Origin of the sequence: Dysgonomonas massiliensis (assembly GCF_900240225.1) — a bacterium.
Taxonomy (GTDB): Bacteria; Bacteroidota; Bacteroidia; order Bacteroidales; family Dysgonomonadaceae; genus Dysgonomonas; species Dysgonomonas massiliensis.
Genome location: NZ_OEPV01000008.1, coordinates 21,939 through 45,141, shown reverse-complemented (window position 1 = coordinate 45,141; position 23,203 = coordinate 21,939). Strand labels below are relative to the sequence as shown.

Annotated in this window: 17 protein-coding genes; 12 read left to right on the top strand and 5 right to left on the bottom strand. The window is 35.1% G+C overall.

Annotated features, from left to right (window positions below; all coding sequences use genetic code 11):
• Nucleotides 1-141 precede the first annotated feature (141 nt).
• From pyrG to C1A06_RS09280, 4 genes are all read left to right on the top strand, one after another.
• Complete coding sequence (pyrG, locus tag C1A06_RS09295) at nt 142-1,755, top strand: CTP synthase (RefSeq protein WP_101690138.1); 1,614 nt, start codon at nt 142-144, stop codon at nt 1,753-1,755.
• Between the two features lie 22 nt (nt 1,756-1,777).
• On the top strand, nt 1,778-3,700 hold the full coding sequence (gene yidC, locus C1A06_RS09290; RefSeq protein WP_101689988.1) for a membrane protein insertase YidC: 1,923 nt from the start codon (nt 1,778-1,780) through the stop codon (nt 3,698-3,700).
• A 107-nt stretch (nt 3,701-3,807) separates the two neighbouring features.
• Nucleotides 3,808-5,193, top strand: a complete 1,386-nt coding sequence (locus C1A06_RS09285; RefSeq protein WP_101689987.1) for a C1 family peptidase — start codon at nt 3,808-3,810, stop codon at nt 5,191-5,193.
• Between the two features lie 264 nt (nt 5,194-5,457).
• Nucleotides 5,458-6,318 (top strand): beta-1,6-N-acetylglucosaminyltransferase, encoded by an 861-nt coding sequence (locus C1A06_RS09280; protein ID WP_101689986.1) that lies wholly within the window; start codon nt 5,458-5,460, stop codon nt 6,316-6,318.
• Here the strand turns inward: C1A06_RS09280 and C1A06_RS09275 are convergent.
• Nucleotides 6,308-6,718 (bottom strand): 2-amino-4-hydroxy-6-hydroxymethyldihydropteridine diphosphokinase, encoded by a 411-nt coding sequence (locus C1A06_RS09275; RefSeq protein ID WP_101689985.1) that lies wholly within the window; start codon nt 6,716-6,718, stop codon nt 6,308-6,310. The genes C1A06_RS09280 and C1A06_RS09275 overlap by 11 nt on opposite strands.
• A gap of 74 nt (nt 6,719-6,792) precedes the next feature.
• Here C1A06_RS09275 and kdsB point away from each other — a divergent pair, with 74 nt between their 5' ends.
• From kdsB to pflA, 4 genes are all read left to right on the top strand, one after another.
• Entirely contained in the window at nt 6,793-7,539 is a 747-nt protein-coding gene (gene kdsB / locus C1A06_RS09270) for a 3-deoxy-manno-octulosonate cytidylyltransferase (protein ID WP_101689984.1), read from the top strand.
• Nucleotides 7,540-7,661: 122 nt separating this feature from the next.
• Nucleotides 7,662-11,912 carry an acyl-CoA dehydratase activase gene (locus C1A06_RS09265; protein WP_101689983.1) on the top strand — a complete coding sequence of 1,417 codons (4,251 nt, stop codon included), beginning with the start codon at nt 7,662-7,664 and terminating at the stop codon, nt 11,910-11,912.
• Nucleotides 11,913-12,128: 216 nt separating this feature from the next.
• Nucleotides 12,129-14,360, top strand: coding sequence for a formate C-acetyltransferase (pflB, locus tag C1A06_RS09260; RefSeq protein ID WP_101689982.1), 2,232 nt, complete (start codon nt 12,129-12,131; stop codon nt 14,358-14,360).
• Between the two features lie 78 nt (nt 14,361-14,438).
• Nucleotides 14,439-15,155, top strand: a complete 717-nt coding sequence (gene pflA / locus C1A06_RS09255; protein WP_101689981.1) for a pyruvate formate-lyase-activating protein — start codon at nt 14,439-14,441, stop codon at nt 15,153-15,155.
• Nucleotides 15,156-15,203: 48 nt separating this feature from the next.
• Here pflA and C1A06_RS09250 read toward each other — a convergent pair whose 3' ends face one another.
• The 3 genes from C1A06_RS09250 to C1A06_RS09240 form a co-directional block, all read right to left on the bottom strand.
• The gene (locus C1A06_RS09250; RefSeq protein ID WP_101689980.1) at nt 15,204-15,812 is read right to left on the bottom strand and encodes a hypothetical protein; all 609 of its coding nucleotides are present in this window, start codon (nt 15,810-15,812) and stop codon (nt 15,204-15,206) included.
• 132 nt (nt 15,813-15,944) lie between these two features.
• Nucleotides 15,945-17,639, bottom strand: coding sequence for a tetratricopeptide repeat protein (locus tag C1A06_RS09245; RefSeq protein ID WP_101689979.1), 1,695 nt, complete (start codon nt 17,637-17,639; stop codon nt 15,945-15,947).
• A 215-nt stretch (nt 17,640-17,854) separates the two neighbouring features.
• Nucleotides 17,855-18,865, bottom strand: a complete 1,011-nt coding sequence (locus C1A06_RS09240) for a hypothetical protein (protein ID WP_101689978.1) — start codon at nt 18,863-18,865, stop codon at nt 17,855-17,857.
• 102 nt (nt 18,866-18,967) lie between these two features.
• On the opposite strand from C1A06_RS09240, the gene aroC reads away from it, so the two are divergent.
• Genes aroC through C1A06_RS09220 form a run of 4 tightly spaced genes read left to right on the top strand, consistent with a single transcriptional unit; the run spans nt 18,968 to nt 22,343 of the window.
• Nucleotides 18,968-20,041, top strand: a complete 1,074-nt coding sequence (gene aroC, locus C1A06_RS09235; protein WP_101689977.1) for a chorismate synthase — start codon at nt 18,968-18,970, stop codon at nt 20,039-20,041.
• Between the two features lie 35 nt (nt 20,042-20,076).
• Nucleotides 20,077-20,706: a DUF4884 domain-containing protein gene (locus tag C1A06_RS09230; RefSeq protein ID WP_101689976.1), complete on the top strand. Its 630-nt coding sequence runs from the start codon at nt 20,077-20,079 to the stop codon at nt 20,704-20,706.
• A gap of 49 nt (nt 20,707-20,755) precedes the next feature.
• Nucleotides 20,756-21,103 (top strand): hypothetical protein, encoded by a 348-nt coding sequence (locus C1A06_RS09225; protein ID WP_101689975.1) that lies wholly within the window; start codon nt 20,756-20,758, stop codon nt 21,101-21,103.
• 52 nt (nt 21,104-21,155) lie between these two features.
• Entirely contained in the window at nt 21,156-22,343 is a 1,188-nt protein-coding gene (locus C1A06_RS09220) for a hypothetical protein (RefSeq protein WP_101689974.1), read from the top strand.
• Here C1A06_RS09220 and C1A06_RS09215 read toward each other — a convergent pair.
• Nucleotides 22,340-23,095, bottom strand: coding sequence for an RNA methyltransferase (locus tag C1A06_RS09215; protein WP_101689973.1), 756 nt, complete (start codon nt 23,093-23,095; stop codon nt 22,340-22,342). The genes C1A06_RS09220 and C1A06_RS09215 overlap by 4 nt on opposite strands.
• Between the last annotated feature and the right edge of the window lie 108 nt (nt 23,096-23,203).

The window sequence follows — 23,203 nt, the reverse complement described above, 5'->3', positions numbered from 1 at the left end:
TCCACTAAGAACCCAATCTTAGTGGACTTTTTGCATTTATTGGCTATTTTGAAAATGTATAAATGCCATACAAGGTATTATCTGAAGTTTTTTTTATACTTTTGTGTGTTCATAATTTTACGAAAAAAAAAACAGAAAGCAGTGGCTAACACGAAGTATATTTTTGTTACAGGAGGCGTTATTTCTTCCTTAGGAAAGGGTATTATAGCAGCTTCCCTTGGTAAATTGCTACAAGCAAGAGGTTATAAGGTAACTATTCAGAAGTTAGATCCTTATATAAACATTGATCCTGGTACACTTAATCCTTACGAGCATGGCGAATGTTATGTTACAGTTGATGGGCATGAAGCCGATCTAGATTTAGGACATTACGAGCGTTTTCTTAATGCTCCGACGCATAAGGATAATAACATTACAACGGGACGTATTTATCAGAATGTGATAAGTAAAGAACGTAAAGGAGATTATCTAGGCAAAACTGTCCAAATTGTACCTCATATTACAGACGAAATTAAGCGAAATATTAAAATGCTTGGTTCTAAATATGATTATGATTTCGTAATTACCGAAATTGGTGGAACAGTTGGTGATATTGAATCACTTCCATATATTGAAAGTGTTCGTCAGTTACGGTGGGAACTTGGCAAAAATTGTTTATGTGTTCATTTAACTTATGTGCCATACATAGCTGCAGCGCAGGAGGTTAAGACTAAACCTACTCAGCATTCAGTAAAAGAATTACAATCGGAAGGAGTTCAGCCTGATATTTTAGTACTTCGTACAGAACATCCGTTGAATAAAGATATTCTTCGTAAAGTGGCTTTATTCTGTAATGTTGATGCTGATGCAGTTGTTCAATCGGTAGATGTTCCTACAATTTATGAAGTGCCATTGATGATGCAAAGTCAAGGTGTGGATGAAATTATCTTACGTAAATTCTCAATGGAAATAAACGAGAAACCACAAATGGAATCTTGGCGTCATTTCCTTGATAAATTGAAAAATGCAAAAGACTCTGTGAAAATAGCATTAGTTGGTAAATACGTAGAATTACCAGATGCATATAAGTCAATCAATGAATCTTTATTACAAGCAGCTGTATACAACGATCGTAAATTAGATTTACATTTTATTCAGTCGGACAAAATAACTCCAGACAATGTTGAAAAGACATTAGCCGATTATGATGGAGTTCTTGTTGCTCCTGGCTTTGGACAACGTGGTATTGAAGGAAAATTCGTAACTCTAAAATATACTCGTGAAAATAATATTCCAACTTTAGGCATTTGCCTAGGTATGCAATGTATGGTTATTGAGTATGCCAGAAATGTACTAGGTCTGGAAGATGCAAACTCTACTGAAATGGATGTGAATACTCCATTTAAGGTAATAGATTTGATGGAAGAGCAAAAGAATATTACTAATCTTGGAGGTTCAATGCGTTTAGGAGCCTACAAATGTGAACTGGAAAAAGGTTCAATAGTGAGCAAAGCTTATGGTCAAGATGAAGTAGAGGAACGCCACCGTCACCGTTTTGAATTTAACAACGACTTCAAAGAAGAATTCGAAAAAGCAGGAATGAAATGTACAGGTGTAAACCCTGAAACCGGTTTGGTAGAAGTCGTTGAAGTACCTGCTAACAAATGGTATCTTGGTGTACAATTCCATCCTGAATATAACAGTACGGTTATATCGCCAAACCCTTTATTCGTAAGCTTCTTGAAAGCAATCATTGAAAATAAAGAAAACAAGTAATTAATCGTTTTAAAAAAAGTAAATGGATAAAAACAGTATTATCGGCTTCGTCTTGATAGCTGCCGTGCTAATTGGTTTTACGTACTTTACGAACCAAACGGCAGAGAAAGATGCAAATAAACGCCGAGAGAATATCGAACAATTAGATAAAAGTAATTACTCTGAGACAGTCCAAGCAGCGCAACAAGATACTCCAGATTCACTAATTGGACAGAATAATACTCAAAATGTTGCCGATTCATTCTTCGGTGCTGTTAATGAAACTGATACTACTTCGGTTGTAGATTCAAGCAGTAATGTTTCTGTAGGAGAAAAAATTGTTTCGCTGGAAAATAAACGTATCAAAATCGATTTTACAACAAAAGGAGGTCAGATAATGACAGCTCAGTTGAAAGAATATAAACGATTTGATAAAGATTCGCTTTATGTAGTAACGAATAATGATGCATTTAATTTATTATTGAGAAATAATAAAGGTGCAGTTCTTCGTACATCTGAATTGAATTTTACGCCAGTTGTTGTTAGTGATAAGAATTCGCTTGTAATGCGTTACTCTGTATCACCGTCACAACATGTAGACTTTATCTATACATTGTCGGAAGACGATTATATGTTGAAATTTGATATTGCATTATTTGGACTAGAAAGTCTTATAAGTCAGACCGCTAATGCTTTTGAATTACAGTGGAATCAAGAACTTCGTCGCCAAGAGAAGAATAGATCAGGGGAGGAAAAGTATTCTCGTCTATCATACAAATATGTTGGTGATGATGTGCTGAATCTGAGTGAAACAAAAAATGATTCGAAAGATGTAACTGAAGCTCCAGTTAAATGGGTAGCCTTCAAAGGACAGTTTTTCTCCTCAATTTTGATTGCAGATAATCAACTTGAAGAAGTACAACTAGATTCAAAAATATTAACTTCAGAAGATTATTTGAAGTCATATAGCGCTAGTATGTACGCGCCTACTACTTATGATGCAGCTACTAAATCAGTAAGAGCAGGATTCCGCTATTACCTAGGACCACTAGATTATACGCCATTGAAAGAATACGATGCTGACATATCAGATGTAAGTAAACAACTCGATTTGGATCAATTAGTACCACTTGGTTGGACTTTATTCAGATGGGTCAATCAAATATTTGTTATCCCTGTATTTAACTTATTAAGATCTACAGGAATGTCGATGGGTATTGTGATCCTTCTTCTAACTTTTATTGTTAAGATAATTACATCGCCTTTGATGTTCAAATCATTCAAATCATCTGCAAAAATGAGAGTTCTACGCCCTGATGTAGAACTATTGAATGAGAAATACCCAAAACAAGAGCAGGCAATGGAAAAGCAGCAAGCAGTAATGGCCTTGTATCGAAGTGCGGGAGCGAATCCTATGAGTGGATGTATTCCGATGTTGGCTCAAATGCCTATATTGATCGCTTTGTTCCAGTTTTTCCCTACAGCTATTCAGTTGCGTCAGCAAAGTTTCTTATGGGCGAATGACTTATCAACATACGATGCAATATTTGAGTGGGGAACATCTATCCCTCTAATTGGTACCCATCTTAGCTTATTCTGTATACTGATGACTGTTACTAATATTGTATACACTAAGTTCAATATGGATATGACCAATACAGGACAGCAACAAATGCCTGGTATGAAATGGATGATGTATCTGATGCCATTGATTTTCTTCTTTGTATTGAATGATTTCCCTGCAGGTCTGACATACTACTATTTCTTGTCATTATTGATTACTATTTTGTTGACATTGGCTTTCCGCTTCCTTATTGATGAAGATAAAGTGAGAGCTCAGTTAGAGGCTAACAAAGTGAAAAATAAAAACAAAAAGAAATCTGGTTTTATGGCTCGCCTTGAAGAAGCTCAACGTCTTCAGCAACAACAATTAAAAGAAAGAAATAAAAAACAAAGTAAGAGATAATCTCTGCTACGTATAATAAAAAGGACTATTTATCTTAAATAGTCCTTTTTTGTTTTAACTAAAAGGACTAACTTTAGGCTACTTTTTTAATCCACACCAAAAATATTATGAAAAATAAAGTTTCACTCATTATCTTATCCCTGAGTTTGGGAATATGTTCATATGCTCAGGATATTAATCAAAAAGATTTAACAGATATACGCAGTAGTTTTGTAAAAGATACCCCAACAAAAGCAATTCAGAATATTCTTACCGAAGATAAAGATATTCGCAGTAATGCTTTGAATCGCGATTTACAAGGAAAAATAGATCACTACTTTAAGTATAGAGTTGATGTAAGTGGCATAACCAATCAATTAAGTTCAGGCAGATGTTGGATGTTTACATCCATGAATGTTCTTCGTCCTTCGATAATGAAGAAATATAACTTAAAAGAATTTGATTTTTCTCATAACTACTTATATTTCTGGGATATATTTGAGAAGTCAAATTTGTTCTTAGAAAATATAATTGCTACGGCAGATCGCAATATGGATGATCGTGCTGTCGAAACTTTCTTCAAATCACCGGTATCAGATGGTGGAGTATGGAATTTATATTATAATGCCGCAAAAAAATATGGTGTAGTTCCAAAATCAGTAATGCCAGAAACAGCTCATTCAAACAATACAAGCCAAATGATAGGTGTAATTAAAGAGTATCTACGTTCGAGTGGTTACGATTTAAGAGAACTTTCAAAGGCGGGTAAAAATGAAAAAGAACTACGTCTAAAGAAGAAAGAAACATTGAAAGGTGTTTATCGTATACTGGCTTTATGTCTAGGTGAACCTCCAATGCAATTCACTTGGAGATATAAAGACAAAGACGATAATATAAAAGAGTTAAAGGATTATACTCCGCAGCAGTTTTATAGTGAAATCACACCAGCTGATTATTCTCCAGAGAATTATATAATGATAATGAATGATCCAACTAGAGAGTATTATAAAGTATATGAAATTGAAAATTATTCCAATACTATAGAAGGTATCAATTGGATTTATTTAAATTTGCCCAACGAAGATATTAAAAAAGCTGCATTGGCATCTATTAAGAATAATGAAGCTATGTATGCTTCGTGTGATGTAGGTAAATATTACAATCGAGCAACAGGAATTTCGGATCCAGGAATGTATGATTTTTCATCGCTATTTGGTGTTGATATTAATAAAATGGATAAGAAAGCACGTATACTAACTCGTCAAAGTGCATCTGCACATGCTATGACTTTAATTGGTTGCGATACTGATGAAAATGATAAAACAATTAAATGGGAGTTTGAAAACAGTTGGGGAACATCGGCTGGCAACAAGGGATATTTAACATTTACCGACTCTTGGTTTGACGAATTTATGTTCCGTATAGTTATTCATCGCAAATATTTAGATCAGAAATCTTTGGATTCATTGCATCAAAAGCCTGAGATACTGCCAGTTTGGGATTATATGTTCTAGATTTGCTAAAATTAACCATTTTGACGAATTTGTGTAGGTAGTAGAAATCAAATAATAAAAAAAACAAAAAAGATGTTTTACAATATAAAAAAAGAATTGGAGAGCCGAGATAAAAGCTCTTACTTTGTAATCACAAAAGATAACCAAGACAATCTTTATTTATACCTTAAGCCTATTACCAAGAATTAATTCACACAACAAGTAAAAGGAGGTTTTGCAAAAAGCCTCCTTTTACCGTTATTATAGAAAGAGTATAGATAGATTATGAAGATTTGTTACTTAATATTAGCTCATAACAATTTTAAGCATCTCGACCGCTTAATATCGGCAATTGATAGTGATAATGCATTGTCATTTTACATTCACATTGACAAGAAAGTTAAGAATGAATATAAATCTCATAATAACAAGGCTGTGGTCATTCCTGAAAGATATGATATTAGTTGGGGCGGTTATTCGATGATTGAAGCTACTATATCCTTATTACGGTTCGCAGAAGCCAATTGTAGCGAAGCTGATTACTATATTTTAATAAGTGGAGTAGATTACCCTATACGAAGTGAGCAGTATCTTCAAAATCTTTTATCAGAAAAGAAAGAATTCATTGATATTTATCGAACAGATGTTGACCATAAACCACGAGATAGATATGAGTATTACTTCTTCGACTATGATCGCCGAAATTTAAAGTTTTATAATCCTAAATTTTTACTAGAAGTCTTTCTTAAAAAAATAGGTTGGAAACGTAAAGCTCCCTTCAAAGTCTATTCAGGTTCACAATGGTTTGCATTGACAAATGCATGTATCAGGTATATTTTGGAAACTATAGAGTCGGACAGACGTTACGAGACTTTCTTTAAACATACTCTAGTGCCAGACGAAGCTTTTATTCATACGATTATAGCAAATTCACCTTTCTTCGAGAATGTGGTAAAAAGTTTGGTTTTTGCTGATTGGAATGTACCGATTCCACCTGCAATAATTGAGAGACGGCACATCGACTTTTTAGAGAAGAATGACGGATTTCAAACCTCAAGCGGTTATTCTCGACCATATTTTGCCCGTAAGTTTGATGATAATAGTGGATCTATTCTAGAAGAAATAGAATCGAGGCTTAGAAAATAGCGATATCTACAAAAGTATCATGAAGGGTGTCTTTCGAAAATGTTGATAAAAGGGATTTAACATAAGCTCTACTAATATCTTTAGGCTTAAGTATATCTTGATTCCAAATAACTAGATCAACATCAATTTTAACAAGACCTGTTTCTTTATCGTTAGCATCACGTCCTAATTTTTTTTCAATGGATTTTAAAATGAACTTAATATTCGATAATTCTTTCTCGGTACTTATTATTGCAAGTTGATTTAAAAAGTTGTGTTTATAGTTCTTTCCATAAGGAACTGTCTCACATACTTCAGAATACGAAATATGCTCGAAATACAAATCAAGTAACTGACGACAGCTAATAATATTATTATTACTATCGAAATTAGATCCTATACTGATAAGAACTTTATTCATAAAAGCAAAGATACATCTGATTTTGAAAATAAGCAGTATCTTTATAACCGAATAATATTATAAGAAATAAGAATATGAAATTTATTGCGATCATTCCGGCAAGATATGCTTCTACTCGTTTCCCTGGTAAACCATTGGCTGACATCAAGGGCAAACCAATGATACAACGTGTTTATGAACAAGTAAAATTCGTTGTGGATGAAGTATGGGTTGCTACGGACGATGACCGTATATATAATGCAGTCGAAGCTTTTGGCGGAAAGGCGGTAATGACATCAGCCGAACATCGAAGTGGGACTGATCGAATTAATGAAGCTTATAATAAAATCGGAAAACAGTTTGACGTCATAATTAATGTTCAAGGTGATGAACCTTTTATCCAACCCGAGCAGATTGAAAGTCTGAAAGCTTGTTTCGACGGGCCGAATGTTGAATTAGCTACTTTGGTTAAGCCATTTAAGCAAGAAAATGGTTTTGATGCATTGTTTAATGCCAACTCACCCAAAGTAGTTATAAATAAAGCAAATGAAGCTATATATTTTAGCAGGTCAATTATTCCATATATTCGAGATGCACACCATACTGAATGGTTGAATAGTCATGTATTTTACAAACATATAGGTATGTATGCATACCGTTCGGATATATTGGCTGAAATAACAAAACTACCGCAATCCTCACTTGAATTAGCAGAATCATTAGAGCAGCTTCGCTGGATCGAGAATGGTTATAAAATAAGAGTAGGATATACAAAAATAGAAACAATAGGTATCGATACTCCTGAAGATTTACAAAAAGCTATAGAATTGATGAATTTATAATAACAGGATGTGCCTTACAGGTAATATGTTATAAAATATTAATAAATTTAGATTTGAACATTATTTTGTAAATTTGATGTCTCGATAACCTGTAAAATATTAAAGGAGACATTATATAAATCATGTTGAATAAAGTACAATATAAAATGGGGATCGACGTAGGTTCGACCACCGTTAAAGTTGTAGTTTTAGATAATAACTATCAAGACGTTTACAAAACTTACCGTCGCCATCATGCCAATATTCAGCAAACATTAGTTGAAGAGCTAAAGGTTGTAGCTGAAGAATTCTCTGGAGTTATATTTAAAATATACATTTCAGGATCGGCAGGTATGGGAATTGGTGAGCGAGTAGGGATACCATTTATACAAGAGGTCGTAGCTGCTGTCGAAGTAGTAACGAATGCATATCAAGATACGCATACTCTTATTGATCTAGGAGGAGAGGATGCAAAAATGGTCTTTTTCGGAGAAGGACGACAACCCGATATTCGTATGAATGGTAGCTGTGCAGGAGGAACGGGAGCGTTTATCGATCAGATGGCTAGTCTGATGAATATAACCGTGGAAGAACTCGGCGAAAAAGCTTTAAACTTTGACAAGATATATCCGATCGCTTCACGTTGTGGTGTTTTTGCTAAAACTGACGTACAGAATCTAATAAGTCGCAATATACCGATGTCTGATATCTCGGCATCGATATTGCATGCAGTAGCCCTTCAGTCTGTAACTACTTTGGCCAGAGGATGCGATATTGTACCTAAAGTATTGTGCATAGGTGGTCCATTGACGTTTATTCCTGCTCTTCGCAATGCTTTTCAAGAAGTTTTGAAGATAAAAGAAACGGATTTTATTATACCCGCTCATGGAGAATATTTCCCAGCAATGGGGGCTGCATATTATTCGTCTGCTGATGATATGGTATTCGAATTGCCAGAGCTTATCTCTAAGTTGTCAGAAGAAACTACTGCCAACCAATCCGATGCACTAGAACCCCTATTCAATAATGAATCAGAATATGAAGAGTGGGGAAAGAATCGTAAGATTAAACAATTAAAATATAGACCTCTAGGTACTGATAAAGAAATTGAATGTTTTCTTGGTATTGATTCAGGTTCGACAACATCTAAGGTTGTTATTATGGATGCTGATTCAAATATCGTACATCAGTTCTATGGTAATAACGAAGGTAATCCATTGAAACGAGTAATGGGGGCGCTTCGTGATTTCTTTGACGAGGCTAATAAAAAAGGAGTTACAGTCAAAATTCTTTCATCGGCAGCAACCGGATATGGCGAAGATCTGATGAAATCTGCATTAGGCCTTGATTTTGGAATTGTAGAAACAATTGCACATATGACTGGTGCTCAGTATGTCGATCCAGAGGTGTCATTTGTATTGGATATTGGTGGACAAGACATGAAATCGATATTCATCGATAACGGAACTATTTCAAATATAGAACTAAATGAAGCATGTTCCTCCGGTTGTGGATCATTCTTGCAGAACTTTGCATCTAATTTAGGTATGGAGCTTGGTGAGTTCTCGCGTTCAGCTTGTTTGGCTAAATATCCAAGTGATTTAGGCTCACGATGCACAGTCTTCATGAATTCGAAAGTGAAACAATCATTGCGAGAAAATGCCGGAAATGATGATATTGCAGCAGGATTGGCTTATTCTGTAGTCAAAAACTGTCTTTTCAAAGTACTTAAGATTTCAAATCTGCAGATGCTTGGAGATCATATCGTAGTACAAGGTGGTACATTCCGTAATGATGCTGTATATAGAGCCTTGGAAATGCTATCAGGCAAAACTGTAAGTTCTACTGATCATCCCGAGTTGATGGGTGCTTTGGGAGCTGCACTTTATGCGCAACGCCTATACAATAAAGGTATAAATACAGGCAGCTTCAAAGGACAAGATTCACTATTTGATGTATCTTCTATTGATACGAAAGAGTTAACTTGTAAAGGTTGTACAAATTTGTGTTCTGTTCTTCGTTTCCGTTTCAATAATGGAAATATAAGTTATGCAGGTAACAAGTGCGAAAAAGTATTCTACAATAAATCAGCGGAGAAAGTCAAGGGATACAATGCCTTTGACCGCAAGAATGAGATTCTATTTGATCATCCGGTAAATCCGGACAATATAGAACGAGGCAAAACCATAGGAATTCCTCGAGTATTAAATATGTTCGAGAATTATCCATTTTGGCATACACTTTTGTCAGAGTGTGGTTTTAATGTAAGCTTATCTCCCGAATCAACTTTCCCATTATATCAGAAAGGAGTAGGAGGGGTTATGTCAGATAATATTTGTTTTCCTGCAAAATTAGTTCATGGTCATATTCTTTCTTTGATCGAGCAGAAAGTTGATCGAATATTTTACCCGATTGTACCTAAAGAAGAGAAAGAATTCGGAGGATCATCAAATTCATTCAATTGCCCTGTAGTTAGTGGATACCCAGATGTTATACGTAGTTCTATAGATCCAGAAGTGCGACATGGCGTACCATTCGATCAGCCCGTTATTACATTTAGTAATGATAAGGCTCTATACAAAGGATGTTATAGTTACCTGTCTGGGTTTGGTGTTTCTAAAGCTGTATTTGAGAATGCATTTTCTAAAGCTCAAATAGCCAGAGAAGATCTCAAAAAAGAACTCTATAATTATCAAAAAGAAATACTAGATCATGCAATAGAAACTGGAGAAATGCTATTTGTGGTAGCAGGTCGTCCATATCATACTGATCCGTTGATCCATCAGAAAGTAGGACAAATTTTGGCTGATTTGGGTGTAACTGTTCTTACGGATGATGTATTCCGCAAACCAGAAAGTGCGGGATTTGGCAAACTAAATATTATCTCGCAGTGGTCTTATCCTAATAGAGTTGTACAAGCAGCAATGGAAGTAGCTAAACTTCCTCATAATATACAATTAGTACAGCTTAACTCATTTGGATGTGGTCCCGATTCATTCTTTATGGATGAAACAAGTGAAATATTAAAAGCATCTGGTAAGAATATCACAGTACTTCGTATTGATGAGATTGCTAGCCCAGGATCTATTCGTTTAAGATTACGTTCACTTGTAGAATCATTAAAAGCAATAAAGATCACAGACAAGCCTTCTGGCAATATACAATACCGAGGTTATTCGGTACCATATAAGATCGCAAAAGATGCTAATAAGACAATATTAATACCTTGGTTAGCAGATTTTTTGAATCCATTTGCTCCTGCATTAGGAGAATTACTAGGTGTTAAAGTAGCAAATCTACCGAAATCGAATAAATTGTCAGCCGATTTGGGCTTGATGTATGGAAATAATGAGGTTTGTTATCCATCAACATTGGTATTAGGCGATATAATAAGTACACTTCAATCAGGTGTATATGATGTAAAGGATGTCGTTGTTGCCATAACTCAGACCGGAGGTCAATGTCGTGCAACGAACTATATAGCTCAAATAAAAAGTGGTTTAACGAATGCTGGATTTAATGACATTCCTGTTATAGCATTAACGTCGGGCGATACTTTCCAGAATGATGAAAGTGAATTTAAACTCGATTGGAAGAAACTCGCTAAAATTGCAGTACCATTAGTATTGTATGGTGATGGACTTCAGCAGATGCATAGTGCTATAACTATACGCGAAAAGAAAGAAGGAGCATCAAAAGAATTATTTGACTTTTATATTGAACGTGGTATAGATGCCGTTCGAGCAAATAGTCCTAAGCAATTGATGCGCTTACTCGAACAGGCCGTTGCTGATTTCAACGATGTACCTATTGAGGATAAAAACTATTCAAAAGTTGGTTTGATTGGCGAAATATTCGTTAAGTATAATAACTATGCACAAGCGAATATAACTGAGTGGTTACGTTCTAAGAATGTTGAAGTATCTACACCGCCATTGCTGGATTTCTTATTGCAGTTCTTCGTAAATAATAAAGTAAACGAGGCCAATGGTTTATCTTCAAGTACAGTCCTTTCGAAAGTATTGACTCCACTTATCTGGAATTATGTGAATAGAAAGATTCGAAAGTCAGAGAAGATTTTGAGCAAATTTAAATTCTATGAAGCATCGGAATCTATTTATTCAAAAGCAGAAGCAGCTTCTGAAGTTCTGGATTTATCAAACCAATTTGGCGAAGGATGGTTAATACCAGGTGAAATTGCTCACTATGCACGTAAAGGTGTTGACAAAGTAGTGTGTATTCAGCCTTTTGGGTGTATTGCAAACCATATTGTAGCTAAAGGTGTAGAAAAACGGATAAAAGAAATTTATCCGAATATGAGTATTTTATACTTAGATATAGATGGCGGAATGGCTGAAGTAAACTTACAAAATAGACTTCATTTTATGATATAATCTATTTAGTTCAGAATGAACTAAATAGCAAAATGATATCTTTTTAAATCAATATGATAGTTTAAAAGTTTATATTTTGCTTAATCAAAATGGCAATTCGTAACAAAAGCTTATTATCTTTGCGGCTCAATTTAGAGCCGCTTTTTATTTTAACCAATATGATTCTATAGAAAGCGAGAATTTAATAACAAAAACTGTACAAAAAAGTAAATAGACATGGAGGCGTATAAAGATTTTAAAGGTACTAAGTGGCAGGAAGAAATCAATGTGAATGATTTTATCCTGAAAAACTATACTGAATATACTGGCGACGAATCTTTTCTAGCAGATGCTACTGAAGCAACAAAGAAACTTTGGGACAAATTGAGCGAAATGTTCAAAACTGAAAAAGCAAAAGGTGTTTATGATGCTGAAACAAAGATTCCTTCTCAGATAGATGCTTATGGAGCTGGTTATATTGACAAGGATTTAGAGAAAATAGTAGGTGTTCAAACTGATGTCCCTTTAAAAAGAGCAATCTTCCCTAATGGAGGAATACGTATGGTTCAACAAAGCCTTGAAGAATATGGCTATGAACTAGATCCACTGACGACTGAAATTTTTACAAAATATAGAAAAACACATAATGAAGGTGTTTTCTCAGCATATACAGATAGTATTCGTCGTGCCAGAAGCAATGGATTATTGACTGGACTTCCCGATGCTTATGGGCGTGGTCGAATCATCGGAGACTATCGCCGCGTAGCTCTATATGGTGTAGATCGTTTGATTGCCGAAAGAGAAAGACGTTTCAAAGAATGTGATCCTATCGTGATGACAGATGACTTGATTCGTCTACGCGAAGAGCTAACTATGCAAATTCAAGCATTGAAAGCACTGAAACGAATGGCAGCTGCTTATGGTTGTGATATCTCTAATCCAGCTAAAAATGCTCAAGAAGCTATCCAATGGACATATTTCGGATACTTAGGAGCTATCAAAGATCAGAATGGTGCAGCGATGAGTTTGGGACGTGTTACTACATTCTTAGACATCTTCATTGAAAGAGATTTAAAAGCTGGATTGATAACTGAGACTGAAGCTCAAGAAATGATTGATCATTTTGTTATGAAGCTTCGCATTGTACGTTATCTTAGAACTAACGAGTATAACGAGCTATTCTCGGGTGATCCGGTATGGGTTACTGAGTCGATCGGTGGGATGACTAATCAAGGTAAATCGATGGTTACTAAAAATAGCTATCGTATGCTACATACTTTATACAACCTAGGACCAGCACCAGAACCAAATTTGACAATTCTTTGGAGTGAGCGTCTACCTGAAAGCTGGAAGAAATATTGTGCTAAAGTATCTATTGACACTTCATCTCTACAATACGAAAATGACGATATTATGCGTCCGCAATTGGGTGATGATTATGGTATTGCTTGTTGTGTATCGCCAATGCGTATTGGCCACCAAATGCAATTCTTCGGAGCTCGTGCGAATCTACCTAAAGCTTTACTTTATACAATCAATGGAGGTAAAGATGAGAAGACAAAAGCTCAGGTTTTACCTAAACATTGGGTTGAAAAAGTATCAGGCGAGTATCTAGAGTTTGACGAAGTGTGGGAAAAATTCGATCGTACGCTTGATTGGGTGGCAGAGACTTATGTTAAGGCATTGAACATTATTCACTACATGCACGATAAATATTCGTATGAAGCACTTGAAATGGCTCTCCACGATGTAGATATTGTACGTACTCAAGCATTCGGTGTGTCAGGATTGTCTATCATTGCAGATTCATTTGCAGCAATTAAATACGGGAAAGTACGTATTGTAAGAGATGCTGATGGCGATGCAGTTGATTATATCTTAGAAGGTGATTATATTCCATTCGGAAACAATGACGATCGTACTGATAAATTTGCGGTTGAAATTGTAGAGAAATTTATGAATAAAATCCGTAAACGTAAAATGTATAAAGATGCAATACCTACACAATCGGTATTGACAATTACATCGAATGTTGTTTATGGAAAGAAAACAGGAAACACACCAGATGGACGTCGTGACGGAACACCATTCGCACCGGGAGCTAACCCTATGCACGGACGTGATACGAAAGGTGCAGTAGCATCACTTTCTTCTGTAGCTAAACTTCCTTTTGAGCATGCTAACGATGGTATTTCATATACATTTGCAATTACACCTAATACATTAGGTAAAAACAAAGAGGAAGAAGCTCAGAACTTGGTTGGATTGATGGATGGGTATTTCATGCAAACAGGACATCATCTGAATGTCAATGTATTTGATCGTCAATTATTGATTGATGCGATGAATCATCCTGAACAATATCCTCAGTTGACAATTCGTGTCTCGGGATATGCTGTGAATTTCGTTAAACTAACAAAAGAACAGCAATTGGATGTAATTAATCGTACGATTACAACTACTATTTGATCCTAATAAACAGATATATTTGAACGAAGTGAGGTTTTTTATAACTTCACTTCGTTTTTTACTAAATAATATTTTCAGATGAAAGGTTATATACATTCTTACGAAACCTTTGGGACTAAAGATGGACCAGGTATTCGCTTTGTATTATTTACTCAGGGATGCCCTTTACGTTGTCTTTATTGCCATAATCCCGATACGTGGAATAAGCAAGATGCAAAGTATATTTTTACCCCGCAAGAAGTATTTGATGAATTCTACAAAGTAAGAAACTTTGTTCGTGGAGGAATCACTATTTCGGGAGGTGAGCCTATGCTTCAACCTGAATTTGTTCTTGAACTATTCAAAATTTGTAAGGTACATAATGTACATACAACAATAGATACATCAGGTATATATTTGAACGATAAGGTTAAAGAAGTTTTGAATTATACTGATTTAGTTTTGTTGGATATTAAACATATTGATGCAGATAAATACAAGGCTCTGACTAGTGCCGAGCTGAATCCCACACTTCGATTTATGGCTTATCTATCAGAAATAAATAAGCCGGTATGGCTCCGCTATGTTCTTGTACCAGGATATACTGATGATGAAAAGGACTTGCACGAATGGGCTAAATATGCTTCGCAATATAGCAACATAGAACGTGTCGATATCTTACCTTTTCATCAAATGGCTATTCATAAATGGGAAGAGCTAAATAAAAAATATAAGTTGAAAGAGGTGAAATCACCATCTTCGGAAGAAATAAATAAAGCCACAGATATATTTCGATCTTATGGGCTTAAAGTGTAATTATAAGATATAATTAAAAAGGATTAGCTTATTGCTAATCCTCATATTCTATAGATTCTGTACATTTCGCAAATGTCGACTAATTATCTGTTTGATAGTGATAATTTGTAATGGTATAATTGAATTAGCCTCTATAAAAGCAGGGCAATCATCAAGTTGTCTGTTTCGACGGACAAATTCATCTAATGGCATATTGTCATTGTATCCTTCAAAAACTCGATCATAGTCTTCCTTTGCATTTATAAGCATTTTTACAACATTATCCAGTTCCGGAATAAGATTCATAACCTCGATGGCTTTTGTCAAGTTAGAGTAGCTTAATGAGTATCCAAAATCTTTTGTCTCTAGGATATATATCCATTCTTTAATCAGACTAAGAGAGTCTTTATTAACACCTGCAATTGCTTTGTAGTTTGCGTCGTACATTTCTTCTTTTATCATAGATATCGCAAGGTTGATATCATACTTTTCAGCCTGATAATGCCTGTCTGCAGTAGCAGCGTCTGTTCCAGTAGCTTCTACGATCATTCTGATAGCTTTGGCTGTGTATAGAAGAACACATTTCTCAATATCTCCTTCATTATCCGTCAATAACTGCTTAGCTTCCATCAGTGGAATAGGGCGTTGTGCGCGCAATTCAAGAATTTTCTCTTTCATCTAAAATCAAATTGTCTTTTTATATCACAAAAATACAAAAAGAGTGCCATGTTATCTAAGAGAATATTGTTTAAAAGAAAAAGGGTTGAATTAATTTAATTCAACCCCTTCTTAGATATAGTGAAATCTTTATTATCTCAACATATTAGCAATGTCAGAGTTTGATAAGAATTTAGCGAAATCGATATCATTTAGAATAGCCGATTTGTCAAATCCTTTGTCAAGAGCTGATTTTAAATTGCCGGCAACACCCGATACATTGTTAGTCTTAGCTGCTACAGTAGCTAGTAAATAGTAAGTTGTAGCATCTTTAGCACTAATTCCGTTAAGAGTTTGTTGTGCTTTGTTGTAATTCTTAGTTAAGATTTGAGCTAGAGCAGCATTGTTTGATTTTGTCTCACCAAATGCTTGAACAGCTTTTGCGTAATCACCTTGTTTGATGTAAAGAACACCTAATGCTTCGTTCAATGTATTTGCACCAGCAGCATTTCCTAATAATTGTTCAGCTTTTTCGTTGTTGCCTTCAAGCATATTGATCAAAGCTAAGTTCATATTTGCTTGTGGAGCGCGACCTGAAACTTGATTTGCTTTATTATAAGCTTGCTCAGCTTTTTTGAAGTCTCCTTTCGCATAATAAACATTACCAAGGTTATTCCAGCCACGATAATCGTTAGGATATTTTTGCGTTGCAAGTGTGTATGCTTTTTCAGGCGAAACGTCATTTAAAGTAGCAGCATAAAGAATTTCTTCAATAGTTAGTTCTTCGTTGTTGTTTACTGCATCTGCAAGCTCTTTGTCTGTTTTACCGATAATTTCAACATTAGCAGTCAAACGTGAACGACGTAGTTTAGGTAAAATAGTTTCAGCTAGATCAGAATAAACTGCAGAAATATTTTTGATTTCTTGCTCTCTTCTTTCAGGATCTGGATACATAGAAAGAACACGTAGAACTAGATCTTTATCTTGTAAGCTAGAAGCTTGAACCAATTTTTGGAAACCGTCCCAGTCTTGTGCAGTATATTTAGCATTAACTTCTGTATCGATTTCGTTTTTCTTTAGCTCTTTTTCTAGATAAGTTGAAGTGTTTTTCTCACGTCTTTCAGCAAGTTTCTCATTCAATTTGAAACCTCCATCTGGAGAAGCGTAAGCTGACACTTCAATGTCTACATTTTTACGATCGTTAGCATCTGCTTCTTTGATTAGTTCTTTCCATGCAGCTAGATTCGATGAATTCAATTCAGAAGAACGTAGTTCAGCTTGTTGAATTAAGAAAAGGATTTCTGCATCGTGAGCTTCTTTGATAATACGTTGAAATGCATCTGGAGCTAAAGCTGGAGTTACAGTTTTAGGGTCAGCCAAAGCTGCAGTAGCAACTACACCATCAGCAACTTTTACATCCGGAAAATCAATGATTGATCCACCATTGCGAGAAATAGCAAAACGAAGGAATAGTTCTGATTTTTGCATTGCAGGGATGTAGTTAAACTCTGTTTTAAGAGTTACAGCACCTCCATTTTCTCTGTTGATGACAATACCGTTACCTGTTACTTTTTCTCCTTGATATGTTTGTGAACGTCCTAAAGCTTCGCCTCCGGCAAATTTAAGTACTGGGGTAACAATTACTGTTGCCTTTTTGTCAAACCATTTAGCAGGGAAACGACCATTGATCGTTGCTGGAACTTTCGATCCGACCAATTCTAATGGAGCCGGAGTAGCAGTGAATAAATCACTTGTAAGCGGATCCATTTTTTTGCTACATGAAGTTGAAACAACTAGTGCTACAACTAATGTAATTACATAAATGAAACTAAAATTTAACTTTTTCATAGACTTTCTAAAATAGAATTTAATTATTCAAATTTGTTATATCTTTTATAGGAAATATCCTGATTTTAACACAAATCTAATCTTTTTATTTCGCATATAAAATAGCTTGCTGAGCTATTTTTCCTCTTCGGATAGTTTAATTTTTACTTAATTCATTTTTTTAATCTTAATTTTGAATTGGATCGTTATTTTAACGTCTATTAATTCATCTATTGCTATTTAACCGAGATTATGTTTATCTCGTATGACAATTTAAAATAGATGCCGTGATAATCTTCATTAAAAGATAGACGTTTATTGGTTTCAGAAGACCAATTCTTATATTTTGCTTTTTGGAATGAATATCCCAATCCGATATTTATTGACTGATTCCCTTTAGGATAAAATGTCATACCAAATCCAGGACTTAGATAAATCCCTTTTGCATCTTTTACTGAATATCCTGTCTTTAGGCTAAAGTAGGGTGTTGTTTTTTTATAAAGAAAATTAATTTTTGTATTGATAAACAATGGTAACGAAGATTCTTTCTTATTAAGACTCAGACTATACGAAACTCCCAATCCTGTAAATACATAGGGATTGAACTGATATCCAAGTGATAGTGAAAAATCGAAACGATTATTTGTAATACTTCCTATACCTTGTGTGTACTGATAATCGGTAATTCCTCTTAAGCCAGATATCTGCATATTCCATTGGTGATTATATTTTCTGAGTTTTCGATAAACACCTTCCGGATCGGATGGATCAGTAGCTCCGGTTTTGCCTATACTCATTCCCGGGCTAGCCGAAAATGTAGGTTCTGGCTTGTAGACGTTTTCAGGTTGTGGCGTAGAGCTGAATTTCATATCTATAGGTTGTTGTATGAAACCCGCATCAAAAGGTGTATCATTAATTAATCCTCCTAAATTTGATTGCTTATTTGTATTAGCTGCGGCAGTGATTGATACACCTTCCTTGACGGTAGGCTTTCCTCCAATGGGTTCTTTAACTATTTTATCGATAAGATCTAATTTATAAGTATATACACTGTCTGTTTCTGTTAAATAATTATGACGACTTATACTGACTCTTACGTTAGGTACTTTATATACAATAACCCCTTCTACACGGCTGCCGTCTTTGAAATAAATAACATCAATGTACTTAGTCGATTGTTGAGCTAATATGCAAATAAACGAAGATGTGAATGCGAAAAATGAAATGAGTCTTCTTCTAGGTATCATACAGTAAAAATATTTAGGTCTTCTAATATTGATCACTTAGTCAAAGGAAAGCCAATTATTTCTTATATTTGTATTAAATAACATTAATATAACATATTTTTGATGAATACGTTTGGTAATATTTTTAGACTTACATCATACGGAGAGTCGCATGGGAAAGCAATTGGAGGCGTTATTGATGGATGCCCAGCAGGGATTGAAATAGATATGGATTTTATCCAAAATGAGCTTGACCGTCGCCGTCCGGGACAATCAAAGATAACTACACCTCGTAAAGAAGCTGATAAAGTTGAATTCTTATCAGGTATATACGAAGGGAAGACAACTGGTGTGTCGATAGGTTTTGTAATATGGAACACCAACCAGCACTCATCAGACTACGATAATATGAAAGATATTTATCGTCCGTCACACGCTGATTATACTTATCAACAAAAATATGGGTTACGCGACCATCGCGGCGGAGGGCGTTCATCAGCGAGAGAAACTATTGCCAGATGTGTTGCCGGTGCAATTGCAAAGCTAGCTTTGCGTCAGTTGGGTATCGATATCATAGCATATACATCTCAAGTTGGAGGAGTCAAACTTGAAGACAATTATACAGCATATAACCTATCAACAATTGAAGATACTCCCGTGCGTTGTCCTGATATGACTACGGCTGCTGAAATGATTAAACTGATAGAAGATGTAAAATCGAAAGGTGATACAATTGGTGGTGTAGTAACATGTGTTATTAAAGGGGCTCCCGTGGGATTAGGAGAACCTGTATTCGGAAAACTTCATGCTGCTTTAGGTAATGCTATGTTAAGTATTAATGCTGTAAAAGGTTTTGAATATGGTGACGGTTTTGATGTAAACCATCGGGGTTCGGAAGTCAATGACGAATTTTATGAGGATAATGGAAAAGTAAATATCCGAACAAATCACTCAGGAGGTATTCAAGGAGGCATATCGAATGGACAAGACATCTATTTCCGAGTTGCCTTCAAGCCAGTGGCTACAATATTGATGAATCAGGAAACTGTTACAAAAGACGGAAAAGATACAACACTGAAAGCTAAAGGTAGACACGATGCATGTGTGTTGCCTAGAGCTGTACCTATCGTAGAAGCTATGGCAGCTATGACAATACTTGATTACTATCTGATAAACAGATCAAAAAAGAGTCTATAAATAAAGGTTAATTACCACACTAAAGAATAAGAAGTATGAAAAATAATATTGTTTTATTATTGACAACAACCATTGTTTTATCTTTTTGTTCTTGTGGATCGATCCCTCTATCACAAGGACCTTCATATAACAATCCGACATATGATGTCAGCTATTTATTCGAACATGGAGGAGTAAAAATATTTCGTTTTTATGATATGGGGCATTATGTTTATTTCTCTCAGCCTGTCTCTGATATTTATTCTGTTAAAGATGATTCTACAATGTTAAAGACTCAAATGATAGCAGGTTATAAGACTCAAATAGATAACACCGAACGAGAAATTTCAGAGGTATACGCCATTGAAGGAATATCAACAGAAGGAGCTGAAGCAAAAGTGTATTACTTAGACTCGAGAATTAAGGAGGCTCATATTGATATATATGGAGAAACGGGTAAGACTGAAGTTGCCTATTTCTTTAATCAGAACAATATAGACGTTGTTGAAACAGTCTATCTTTATAAAAAAATGATAACTGATGTTAAGTCACACGATGATATCAATTTAGAATACGAATTGAAGTATAAAATTGATTATGATGGTAAAAGGATTGGTGTCGAAAAACAAATAAACTATACTGATATCTTTAGCAACTTTAAAGAAGTTATCCCTTTTGAAATTTAGTATCTTTATCTATAACAAAAGGGTTGCAAATAAGTAAGTCCCATCTGATATGCGAATAATTGAAAACAAGATATTGCCTTCAAAGCGATTCGAAGCAATAAATCTTTTTGGGTTTATATTCATACGCAGTGGGACTCAGTTGGATGAACGTTTCAAAAATCACGAAGCAATACATACACACCAAATGAAATACATGCTATATGTGTTTTTCTATCTGTGGTATGTTATTGAGTGGTGTGTACGTCTTGTACAATATCGAAATGCATTATCGGCATACTTCAATATAAGTTTCGAACGAGAGGCCTATGAGAATGATTCTAATTTTGATTATCTAAAAACTCGTCGTCCTTTCAGATGGATTGAATATCTACGAAGCAAAAAAGAAACTAACAGATGAAAATAAGTAAAATGTGTATACTTTTGTCACTTTTTATAGATTAGCATATTAGATGAATATACATTTTTTTAATCCCGGGCATGAAACGGCTGTTCTGAATAAATCACCTTACTATATGGCCCCAACGAATGTGATGGCGATGCAGCGCGAATTGGCATTTCTGCCTGCTTGGTATGCTGATAGAAACGATTATGTATTTGTTTGGGATAAAAATGATCTTGAATATTGGAAATATCTGTCTGATAATTTAGATGGAATAGCACAGCCTATAACAAAAGAAGAATTAGGAGGATTATCAGCACAGCTCTGTTTATGGGGCATTTCTCCTCAAGCTATCCATTTGTGGAGAGAGAGCAATGATTTATACAATTCTCAGATAGTAATACCCAAATGGGATGATAAATATTTTGCATTAACAAGCAGGCAAGTCGCCAAAGATTGCTTAATGTATATCCAGAGTAGAATACAAAAGATAGATAATGAACTGGTACCATCGTTTTGCTTCTCCTTGGATGAAGTTGAAAGCTTAGTAAATGCATCATCATATCAGCTATTGGCTAAAGCGCCTTACTCGTCATCAGGGAGAGGTTTGTTATGGCTTCCAATAGGAGAATTAACTCGAACAGAACGTCAAATACTTAGTGGGATTTTGAAGAAACAAGGTTCTGTCTCCATCGAAAAGGCATTAAACAAGCGGATCGATTTCGCAATGGAGTTTATGAGCGATGGAGTAGGGAATGTTACTTTTTCAGGATACTCTTTCTTTGAAACGAATACTAAAGGAGCTTATTCGGGAAATATATTGGATAGCCAAGAACGTTTAAAGAAACGCATTGGAGTATTTGTTGATTTTGATTTGTTAGATAATATTCAAGAATGCGTTGAATATTTTTTATCTAGAGAATATGGATCGGTATACCGTGGTTGTATTGGTATTGACATGATGATTTATTTAGCTGAAGATGGCGAATTCAAAATACATCCATGTGTTGAGATCAATATGCGTTACAATATGGGATATTTGGCATTGCAGTTTACCGAAGAATATTTAAGCCATGGCTCTTCAGGACGATTTCATATCGATTTCTCTCCAAAGGAAGGAGAAATCTTCAATCAGCATCTAAAACTTACTGAAGAGCATCCTGCTGAATTTAAGAATAAAAAACTCGCAAAAGGTTACTTGCCTTTATGTCCGGTTCAGACCAATAGTCATTATTGGTCGTATGTTCTGATAGATTAAAAGCAGCGACGACGAAATTCGGCGCAAACAATAGCAGTAGCGATAGCTACATTCAATGATTCGGAGGTTACTGCATCAGCTGGATAATTAGGAATGAACAGTTTATGACTTATTAGTTTTTCTATCTCAGGACGAATTCCATTGCCTTCGTTACCCATAACGATAATACCATTTTTAGATAATTTTTGCTCGTACATATTCTGCCCATCCAGTAAAGTCCCGTATATTGGTATATTAGGTAGATGCTTATTTAATAACTCTTTAAGATCTAAATACTCAACCTTTACTCGAGCTATAGCACCCATTGTAGCTTGCACCGTTTTTGGGTTAAATATATCTACAGTATCAGTCGAACAAAAAATATGACGGATACCATACCAATCGGCTAATCGCATGATTGTACCCATATTTCCAGGGTCTTGTATGCCATCTAATGCTAGAGCTAGATCATCTAGTGGATTAAAATCATTTTGCCATTGAGGTTGATAGAAAACAGCCAATGCTTGTTGTGGAGTTTTCACAAAACTAGCTTTAGATAATTCTTCAGATGAAGCTTCGATTACTTCATCTACATCATCAAATTTTACTTGAGCTAGAAAGTCTTTTGTCGCAGCTAAAATCTGGCATTTCATTGTCGGTAAAAGTTCTGCAACCATTTTATTCCCTTCGACAACAAATGTATGATGTTGATTACGATGTTTTTTATCTTTTAGAGATTGTATGTATTTGATTTTAGCTTTACTGAGGCTCATTCTTGCTTAGTTTATTAAAATTGCTTTATTTATTCGATATTTGAATTCTTTTTCAAACAAAACTATAAAAAAAAGCAATTAAAAGGCTAATTTTACCGTTCATTTCAA